Source organism: Roseibacillus persicicus (assembly GCF_014651675.1).
GTDB classification, from domain to species: Bacteria; Verrucomicrobiota; Verrucomicrobiia; order Verrucomicrobiales; family Akkermansiaceae; genus Roseibacillus; species Roseibacillus persicicus.
Genome location: NZ_BMXI01000021.1, coordinates 72,432 through 81,049, shown reverse-complemented (window position 1 = coordinate 81,049; position 8,618 = coordinate 72,432). Strand labels below are relative to the sequence as shown.

10 protein-coding genes are annotated in these 8,618 nt (G+C 57.4%); 7 read left to right on the top strand and 3 right to left on the bottom strand.

Annotation, left to right across the window (positions count from 1 at the left end; translation table 11 throughout):
• Positions 1–94 precede the first annotated feature (94 nt).
• Positions 95–439, top strand: coding sequence for a hypothetical protein (locus IE099_RS19365; RefSeq protein WP_189574002.1), 345 nt, complete (start codon positions 95–97; stop codon positions 437–439).
• Between the two features lie 216 nt (positions 440–655).
• Positions 656–802 (top strand): hypothetical protein, encoded by a 147-nt coding sequence (locus tag IE099_RS19360; RefSeq protein WP_189574000.1) that lies wholly within the window; start codon positions 656–658, stop codon positions 800–802.
• Positions 803–925: 123 nt separating this feature from the next.
• Here the strand turns inward: IE099_RS19360 and IE099_RS20715 are convergent, their stop codons facing one another.
• Together IE099_RS20715 and IE099_RS19355 are read right to left on the bottom strand one after the other, a co-directional pair.
• The gene (locus IE099_RS20715) at positions 926–1,087 is read right to left on the bottom strand and encodes a hypothetical protein (RefSeq protein WP_194598407.1); all 162 of its coding nucleotides are present in this window, start codon (positions 1,085–1,087) and stop codon (positions 926–928) included.
• A gap of 18 nt (positions 1,088–1,105) precedes the next feature.
• On the bottom strand, positions 1,106–1,912 hold the full coding sequence (locus IE099_RS19355) for a hypothetical protein (RefSeq protein ID WP_189573998.1): 807 nt from the start codon (positions 1,910–1,912) through the stop codon (positions 1,106–1,108).
• A 172-nt stretch (positions 1,913–2,084) separates the two neighbouring features.
• Here IE099_RS19355 and IE099_RS19350 point away from each other — a divergent pair, with 172 nt between their 5' ends.
• The 5 genes from IE099_RS19350 to IE099_RS19330 all read left to right on the top strand — a co-directional run bounded on the left by IE099_RS19350 (position 2,085) and on the right by IE099_RS19330 (position 5,390).
• On the top strand, positions 2,085–2,810 hold the full coding sequence (locus tag IE099_RS19350; protein WP_189573996.1) for a cupin domain-containing protein: 726 nt from the start codon (positions 2,085–2,087) through the stop codon (positions 2,808–2,810).
• A gap of 21 nt (positions 2,811–2,831) precedes the next feature.
• Positions 2,832–3,461, top strand: coding sequence for an alpha-ketoglutarate-dependent dioxygenase AlkB family protein (locus tag IE099_RS19345; protein ID WP_189573994.1), 630 nt, complete (start codon positions 2,832–2,834; stop codon positions 3,459–3,461).
• Positions 3,462–3,534: 73 nt separating this feature from the next.
• Positions 3,535–4,338: a TatD family hydrolase gene (locus IE099_RS19340; protein WP_189573991.1), complete on the top strand. Its 804-nt coding sequence runs from the start codon at positions 3,535–3,537 to the stop codon at positions 4,336–4,338.
• Positions 4,339–4,490: 152 nt separating this feature from the next.
• Positions 4,491–4,808, top strand: a complete 318-nt coding sequence (locus IE099_RS19335; protein WP_189573988.1) for a bactofilin family protein — start codon at positions 4,491–4,493, stop codon at positions 4,806–4,808.
• Between the two features lie 108 nt (positions 4,809–4,916).
• Entirely contained in the window at positions 4,917–5,390 is a 474-nt protein-coding gene (locus tag IE099_RS19330) for a DUF3592 domain-containing protein (RefSeq protein ID WP_189573985.1), read from the top strand.
• A gap of 67 nt (positions 5,391–5,457) precedes the next feature.
• On the opposite strand, the gene mfd is transcribed toward IE099_RS19330, so the two are convergent.
• Positions 5,458–8,571, bottom strand: a complete 3,114-nt coding sequence (gene mfd / locus IE099_RS19325; protein ID WP_189573982.1) for a transcription-repair coupling factor — start codon at positions 8,569–8,571, stop codon at positions 5,458–5,460.
• Positions 8,572–8,618 lie beyond the last annotated feature (47 nt).

Here is an 8,618-nt window from a genome sequence, read left to right as displayed (position 1 = left end):
GATTTTATCTGGGTTTCGAGGCATTCAATAACTTGAGGCCCCTTGATGCGGTGTACCAGACTTTTTGCCTTCTATCTGCGGTAGGATCCCTAGCTTGATCGCCCTGGTCATTGAAAAGGAAGTCGTTGCTAGCCTGATGCAGCCTTTTCTGGATAGAAATATTCGTGTCGAGCCCAGTTATTTCAGTTTTGACGATTCAGAGTCCGATTACTCCTACTTCGATTGGGCAAAGAAAGATTATCGAGCGAAGGGGTCAGTCATTTCACTTCCTGATGCAACCCGGAGGGTGGAGCTGACTTTTTCATGGGATGCAAAGAGCTCGTCGTTGGACGGTCCCAGTGGCAGTGGAGAAGTTCAAACTAACTTTCAAATAGCAGTTGATACGGTGATGTTGTTGAGAAAAGGGCCAAATGAGGACGCTCTGATGCTCGTTTTTTGAGTGGGTTGGACCGAATGGCATTGCCTTGCGCTGCGAGCCTCGGACCCTTCCTTGGTGTTGACGTTTTAGAATGACGATTTGGTGGGGCCGGCTGAAGACCGGCGCTCCGTGAGTTTGTCCGAAAAGGAGCTTGAAGCGGTGTTCTTCGGGGCGATGTCGCTTTTGTCAAAGTTCCTACGATCAACGTGGACTGCGACGAGCGGTAGTTTGGAAGCCATGGACGATTACGACCGCCGGCACTTTATCCGCACTTTCTTGCCGGGCTTCTTGGGTTTGGGGATGGCTTTGCCGCAGCTGACGGCGTTCGTGACGCGCGCCAATGCTTGCAACGGGCGGTTGCCTGCGGACGGAGCTATCAATTGAGACGCTTTCCTGGAAGGGATTGAGAAAGAAGCAGCCAAGCAGCACCTCGATAGTTGGAGCAAAACGCCCTATATCGAGGCTGCCAGCAAGATGTCGGCGCGACTGAATCTGCGCAACCCGCTGTTAGAAGAGGCTTTCAAGAAAGCTCAGCGCGGACTGGGGAATGGTCGGGTTGACTTTGAGCACTTGGAAAGGCAGCGGGACTTTCACGTCACTCTCCTGCAACTCGAGAAAGAAGAAGCGATCTCCCATCACACCCCCAAGATCTTCAGGGAAGATCGCCACTCGTTTTGCTACTCTTCGCTATCGACGGCGGATCAGAAGAGCGGGCAGGGTGAGTGCAAGCAGGAGCGCGGATGAGGGCTCGGGAATCGTCGAGAACTGGGTCAGAGTGGCAGTGAGACTCCTTTCCTCATTGTAGTAGGCGAAGGTGCCCGCGCCGGTGTGCCCCTTGTCTTCGTAAACTAAATTGGCGGCGTCAAAGTCCTCCAAGTTGAATGTTTCTGGCAGGAGGTCGTCGCTGAGAGCGTTGCCACCTTGATCGACAAGAAGAAGGTGGATTTCGCGGTTGAGATACCCCCGGGTGCTTGAAATTTGCTGCCAAGAGGTCAGGTGGATGACATCGCTGCCTACCGGGATGTCGAATCCCGCAATGTTCAGGGTTTCCTTGGTGTTGTCGTAAACAATCGCGCTGGGGCTATAGAAAACAATTTCGTTCGATTCCGTAAGCGTTGCTTTGGGGGCGAAGGCGTCGGAGAAGACATCGCCGCTGTCGTTATGAAGAGAGAAGGCGAAGTCGGTTAGATTTGTCTCGGGATTGCCCGGCTCGGTGTAGGCCGGGGTGCGATAGAGCCCACTGACATAGCGACCCTGCGAAGGATCGAAGGGCGCATAGTCGGGGGTTGCGTAATCAATTCTGATAGAGCCGCTAACGTTTTCCGCGCTACCTCGTGGAGTGGTGACAAAACTGGTGGGATACTCATCCCATTGTTCAGAGAAGCTGGTGTAGGAATCGACTTCCGCCGTGAAGTAGAAGGTCGAAGTCTGAGCGTTGAGGGAGGTGAGCCCACAGGCGGCTAAAAAGATAAAGGGGGAATAACTCTTTTTCATGGTGAACATTCCCTCTTTATTCTGTTAGATTTTTTTGGAAAGAGAAAAATCTTTCGGATGCATAGACTGTTTGGGCGAGGAAAATATGGGTTTCTGGTGAAGAAAAGCCCGCAAGAGGGCCGCTTTTTGGCCGTTTGACTTTGAAAATCGGACACGATATCTTCTCGGCACAATGGACGATTACGACCGCCGGCACTTTATCCGCACTTCTTTGCCGGGCTTCTTGGGTTTGGGAATGGCTTTGCCGCAGCTAACGGCGTTCGCGACGCGGGCCAACGCTTGCAACGGGCGCTTGCCTTCGGACGGAGCTATCAATTGGGACGCTTTCCTGGAAGGGATCGAGAAAGAAGCGGCCAAGCAGCACCTCGATAGCTGGAGCGAAGCGGCCTATGTGGAGGCGGCCAGAAAAATGGCGGCGCGACTGAATCTGCGTGACCCGCTGTTAGAAGATGCTTTCAAGAAGGCTCAACGTGGATTGGGGAATGGGCGGGTGGACTTTGAGCCCTTGGAAAAGCAGCGGGACTTTCATGTCACCCTCTTGCAGTTCGAGAAAGATGAAGCGATCAGCCATCACAATCACCCCGAGATGACGGGAGTCATCCTATGTGCCTCGGGCGAGATCGAAGTTTGGAACTACGACTTGTTAGGCGAGAAGGCGGAGGAGGAGAGCGTTCTTTTGGAAGAGACGGGTCATGACCTTTTGGCGAAAGGGAAGGTCTCGACCCTGACTTCCCAGGCGCGGAATATTCATAGTCTGAAGGCCAAGGAGCTGACCCAGTTGGTCGATATCTTTGCGCCGCCCTATAACAAGGACCGGATCGAAAAGAGCTCTTGGTTCGATGTCGATCCCGAGCCCTTCCAAGGCAAGGGCAAGATTCACCTTGCGAAGAAAAGATAGCGGCGCGACCCGTAGAGCCGAATGGCAGAACAGTTTCAACTCGGCTTTGACCCTCCCGGACCTCGTCCGCCTTATCAGGTTTTGCCGCAGGACGGTGAGGCTATTTACTATGGAAAGATTGTGAGCGGGGAAGAGGCCGACGGCCTGCTGCAGACGCTGTTGAACGAAGTTCCTTGGCGGCATGACGAAACGGTGATGTTTGGCAAACGCATCGTCACCGCCCGGCAGGTTGCGTGGTATGGCGACCAGGACTTTGACTACACTTATTCCGGCCACACCCACACCGCGTTGGAGTGGTCTGCGCCCTTGCTGCAGCTCAAGGAGCGGGTCGAAGAGGCTGCGGGAGCGAATTACAACTCCTGCCTGCTCAATCTCTATCAGGATGGCAATCAGGGCATGGGCTGGCACCGGGATAATGAGAAGGAGTTGGGGCCGCAGCCCAGTATCGCCTCGGTCAGTCTGGGGGCGGAACGTCGCTTTGACTTTCGCCATCAGGAAAGCCGCGATAAGGTGTCGGTTGTTCTCGAGCACGGGAGTCTTCTGGTCATGCAGGGGACGACGCAAGCCCACTGGCAACATCAGATGCCCAAGACGAAAAAGGTGACCACTCCCCGGGTCAATCTGACCTTTCGGCGCATCGTTCGCCAGTAGGACGCGACTTTTCCGGAGAAAGCATTTGCCTCTCTCGCCGGGATGGAAAGGCTTCCCGCAACACGATTTTTCCATGACCGATTCCCACTGCCATCTGGCTTCCCACAAATTCCCTGCCAGCGAGATTCCGGAGCTCATCGCCCGGGCGAAAGAAGCGGGTGTCTATCGCATGGTGACCCTAGCGACCGACGAGGAGGACATTCCGCGCAACGTTGCCATCGCCGAGACCTATCCCGAGGTCTTTGCCTGCGTGGGGATTCATCCCTGTGACGTGCATCTGACCCGTGATGACTTCGAAGAAGTGGTGCGGCCGCATCTGTGCAATCCCCGCGTGGCTGCCATAGGGGAGACCGGGCTCGATTACTATCATCCGGCTCCCGAGGGCTGGACCGAGGAGGACTACCATGCCCGCCAGCGCGATTTCTTGCGGCGGCACTTTGAATTGGCCAAGGAGTCGGGACTCAACCTCGTGATCCACACTCGCGATCGCAGTGGGACGGCCTCGTTCGACGATGCGCTCGCGATCTACGGCGATTATAGTAGCAGCGTGCAGGCGGTCTTCCATTGCTTCCCCGGACCGACGGAATTGGCCGAGCGGGTGCTGGCGGCGGGGGCGCTGCTGTCCTTCACCGGAGTGGCGACTTTCAAGAACGCGCAAATCTGTCTCGATGCCGCCCGGGCGGTGCCGCTGGACCGCATGATGGTCGAGACTGATTCGCCTTACCTCGCCCCGGTTCCGAATCGGGGGCAGCGCTGCGAGCCCGCCTTCGTCGCCCACACCGCCCAGCGTATCGCGGAGGCGAAAGCCATTCCGCTGGCCGAGCTGGTCGAAACGACCGATAAAGTCTGCGAGAGCGTCTTTCGCTTCGAGAAATAGCCTCCGGAAAGGCACCACACCAGAATCCCAGGCCCCGTCAATCCTCGTTCCTCTGCGGTGCCATTTCCTGAGTTTGCTGTCTCCATCCTCATCGATTCTGCCAGCAAAAGCGTTTGCCAAGGGGCGGGGAATAGGCTTTAAACCTTTTCAACATGGCCAATGCAACAAATGTCCTCGCCCAGGGAATCGAGATCAACGGTTCTATCAAGTTCTCCAACGATATGATCATCGACGGTAAGGTTGATGGCAAAATCGAGTCCGAAAAAGGCAAGGTGACCATCGGCGAAAACGCCCAGATAACTGGCGACGTCAAGGCTGGCGAAGTCAAAATGTATGGCAAAGTGGAAGGCACCATCGAGTCCGACCGATGTGAGCTGAAGCCCAAGTCCGAGCTCAAAGGTGACATCAAAACCAAGTCTCTCGCGATGGAAGAAGGCGCCATTCTTTCGGGTTCGACCCAGATTGGCTAATTTCTCCCTCCTGCGGAAAAATCTCTCTCAAGACCGGGTCGATTGGCCCGGTTTTTTCTTGTCTGGCGATGACGGGAGGTCTGCTCCCGCCACTTGAGCCACCAATTTATGAGAAGACCCGCCTACCACGACGTCAGTGGTCGCTCCTATTTGGCTATTGCCGTGCTGCTCATCGGCTTTTTCGGGGGAGGGATACTCTATCGTCTCTTCGTCTTTTCAGCCTCCGCGAAATGGCTGGAGCAGGCTGCGGTGGTTTCCTTTGTTTCGGTTGAACCCAAGAGTTCCATTTTTCTCTATCGCTATGAGTTCGAGGGGAGGAACTATCTGGGCACTCGCTTTCGAATCCTTCGGGAAGGCTCCGTGCCGGAAGGCAGCGAGATCCGAGCCCGATTCGAGAAGGGAAAGACGATCTCCATTCTCGTCAATCCCCGGAAGCCTTCGCAATCCACTGTGGAAAGAGGCGAGATTGCCTTTATATCTTTGGGAACCGAGCTTTTAATCGTGAGCATTGGGCTCGTTCTTCTTATCGCCAATCGGGTGCAGGTGCGGAAGCAGAAGGTGCGAACTCGTCGAATCGATTAGGTGGTGGTGCTGTTGGGGAGCTTTCTTTCTTCAAAGAGGCGCGACTAGAAGGGGAATTTCGGGAGGGCTAGTGCTCGTTCAGCAAGCGGATGGCTTCCTCGATCTGCTTCTCGGCGGACTTGGCGTGGAGGCGGGGGAAGGTGTTGCCGGAGAGATAGCCACCGTTCTTTTGGATGATGAGGCGGCTGTTTTTGATTTCTAACAGGTCAGCGCCAATGGCGGCCCCCGCAAGGCGGAGGCGGGTGGAGAGCAGAAGGTTCTTGGCGGGCTTGGGAAGACGCCCGTAGCGGTCGCGCCATTGGTCACCGAGGGCTTTGAGTTCGGCCGGATTGCCCAAGGTCGCGAGGGCACGATAGGCGGCCACGCGCTCCTTCGCCTCGGGGATGTAGGTGGCCGGTAGGTAGGCGGGGAGCTGGCCTTTTTCGTGGCGGCCTTCGGTGAAGGAAATGATGTCGGCGCGCAGCACCAGATCGGCGGGGCGAGTGTGCTTTTTGCCCTGCAACTCTTCCACCGATTGACGGAGGAGCTGGCAGTAGAGGTCGAAGCCAATAGCAGCCATGTGCCCAGACTGCTTGGTGCCGAGGAGGGAGCCTGCGCCGCGAATCTCGAGGTCGCGCATCGCGATGCGGAACCCGCTGCCCAAGGCGGTGTATTGGCGGATGGCATTGAGCCGCTTGCGCGAGTCGCCACCGGTGACGGCATCGCGGGGAAGAAAGAGAAAGGCGTAGGCTTGCCGGTCCGAACGTCCCACCCGACCGCGCAGCTGATAGAGATCGGCGAGGCCGAAGCGATCCGCGCGGTCGATGAGAATGGTGTTGGCGTTCGGGATGTCGATGCCGCTTTCGATGATGGTGGTGGCGAGCAGGATGTCAGCTTCGCCCGACACGAACTTGTGCATCACGACCTCCAGCTCGTCCTTGTCCATCTGGCCGTGGCCGATTACGATTTTCGCCTTGGGGACGAGCTCCTGAATGCGTTCGCCCATGTAGTCGATGGTGCCCACGCGATTGTGGAGAAAGAAGACCTGTCCGCCGCGCGCCAGCTCGTTCTCGATAGCCTTTTTGATGAGGCGTTCGTCGTATTGATGGATCTCGGTTTTGACGGGATTTCGGTTCGGCGGCGCGGTGTCGATGGTCGACATGTCGCGCACCCCCATGAGGGAAAAATACAAGGTGCGCGGAATCGGGGTCGCGGAGAGGGTGAGCACGTCGATCTGGCGGAAGCGCTCTTTCAGGGCCTCCTTGTGTTTGACTCCAAAGCGTTGTTCTTCGTCGACCACCACGAGACCGAGGTTGTGATAGATGAGGTCGGGGGAGAGGAGGCGATGGGTGCCGATGACGATATCGACGGATCCATCGGCCAGCCCCTTCAAAGTCTCCCTGACTTCGGAGGGCGTGCGGAAGCGATTGAGGAGGTGAATGGTGATGGGGAACTCCGACATGCGCGCGCAGAAGTTGCGATGATGCTGCTCGGCGAGGACGGTGGTGGGACACAGCATCACCACTTGGCTCCCGCCCGTAACGGCCTTGAAGGCGGCGCGAATGGCGACCTCGGTTTTGCCGAAACCGACGTCGCCGCAGATGAGCCGATCCATGGGTTGCTTGGATTCCATGTCGGCCTTGGTGGCGGAGATGGCACTGAGCTGGTCGGGGGTCTCGGTATAGGGAAAGGCGTTCTCGAAATCCCACATCCACTTCGAGTCCGGAGGGTGCGCGTAGCCCGCAACGGTTTCGCGTTCGGCCTGCACTTTCAGCAGGCGCGCGGCGTAATCGCGGATGGCCTTTTCCGCTTGCACTCGGGTCTTTTTCCACTTTTCGGAACCCAGTTTGGAAAGGTCGGGAGTCGCGCCCCCGGTGCCGATGTAGCGCGCCACGAGATGGGCGTGGGAGAGGGGAACCGCGACCGAGGCTTCGTCGCGATAACGCAAGATCAGTTCCTCGCGCCCTTCGTCATCATACTGAATGCCCTCGAAGCGACCGAGTCCGTATTCGGCATGGATGACGAGCTCTTCCTCGCGCAATTCCTCCACGTCCAGGCGCGTGGTCTGGGCGCGTTGCTTGTCGAGTTCGGAGAGCCGGACGGGTTTGTTGAAGCGTCCAAAGAGTTCCGAAAGACTGATGAAGGCGGCCTTTTGCTCGGGCAAAATGAAGCCCCGGGGCAACCATTGATTCCAGGTGAGAACGCCTTTGGCCTTTGCAAACTTGTTGCTGGAAATCTCGTGGAAGCGGTGATGTTCGCCTTTGTTCGATGAGGTCAGAAGAATGGTCCAGCCGTCCGCCAACCAGTCGTCCATCTGCCGCAAAACGGCATCGCGCTGGAAGTCGTGCATCACAAAGTCGCCGGAATCGAGCGAGGCAATGGGTAGGGAAAGCGCGGGTAAGGTGATCTCGTTCTCAGTGGGCGCGTCGGTGAGAACCAGATGGGAAGGGCTGACCTCATCGCGGTCGCCGAAGGTCAGCACCAGGTCGTCCTTGCCCACCCAATCTTGCAAAGTGCTTTCGTCCGCATCGGGCGAGGTCAGCTGCAGTCGCACGTGCTCCAGCCGCTTGATGGTGGTCTGGCTGTGGATGTCGAACTCGCGCAGCGACTCCAGGGTGTCGTCAAAGAACTCCAGCCGGATGGGGTGGGTGGTGTTGGCGGGAAAAAGGTCGAGAATGCCGCCGCGGCGCGCGAACTGGAGTCGGCCGTGGACCTTGGGCACCTTTTCGAAGTCCTGCTCCGTCAACTGCTTTTCCAGATCGGAGGGTTCGAGGGTGAGGTCGGGATAGAGTTCGAGGGCTGCCTCCCGCAAAGAATCGGCGCGGGGAGCGTGGGCCTGCCAAGCGGAAGGAGAGAGCAGCACGGGCGCGCCTACGGTATCGGCGGCCAATTGGTGGAGGGCCAGCTGCCAGTCGCCCCCGGCACCGATATTGGTCTCGTTTTGGAGCTCGGGCGCTGGAATGACGATGGGCTTGGGGCCGGGGAAGGAGGAGAGCTCTTCCTCCAACTGATTGCGCTGGCGGGGGTTATCGATTTCGATCCACAGCCGGTGACCGGCCGCACGTTTGGCATGGGCCAGGCTGGCCGAGACAAAAGTACGCGCGGGTTCCTCGACTGGTCCCCAGGATTGACCCGCGTGGGCCGAGGTTTTTTCGAGGAGCGAGCCGAGGATTTGGGAGACGAATTCGTCACCTTCGAGCATGAAACTCCACTATCGTCGCATCGAATAAACACGCAATCCTAACTTCA

Coding starts and splice junctions, on each gene's coding strand:
- IE099_RS19360 (WP_189574000.1), top strand. CDS start 656: ATGGACGATTACGACCGCCGGCACTTTATCCGCACTTTCTTGCCGGGC.
- IE099_RS19355 (WP_189573998.1), bottom strand. CDS start 1,912: ATGAAAAAGAGTTATTCCCCCTTTATCTTTTTAGCCGCCTGTGGGCTC.
- IE099_RS19350 (WP_189573996.1), top strand. CDS start 2,085: ATGGACGATTACGACCGCCGGCACTTTATCCGCACTTCTTTGCCGGGC.
- IE099_RS19345 (WP_189573994.1), top strand. CDS start 2,832: ATGGCAGAACAGTTTCAACTCGGCTTTGACCCTCCCGGACCTCGTCCG.
- IE099_RS19340 (WP_189573991.1), top strand. CDS start 3,535: ATGACCGATTCCCACTGCCATCTGGCTTCCCACAAATTCCCTGCCAGC.
- IE099_RS19335 (WP_189573988.1), top strand. CDS start 4,491: ATGGCCAATGCAACAAATGTCCTCGCCCAGGGAATCGAGATCAACGGT.
- IE099_RS19330 (WP_189573985.1), top strand. CDS start 4,917: ATGAGAAGACCCGCCTACCACGACGTCAGTGGTCGCTCCTATTTGGCT.
- mfd (WP_189573982.1), bottom strand. CDS start 8,571: ATGCTCGAAGGTGACGAATTCGTCTCCCAAATCCTCGGCTCGCTCCTC.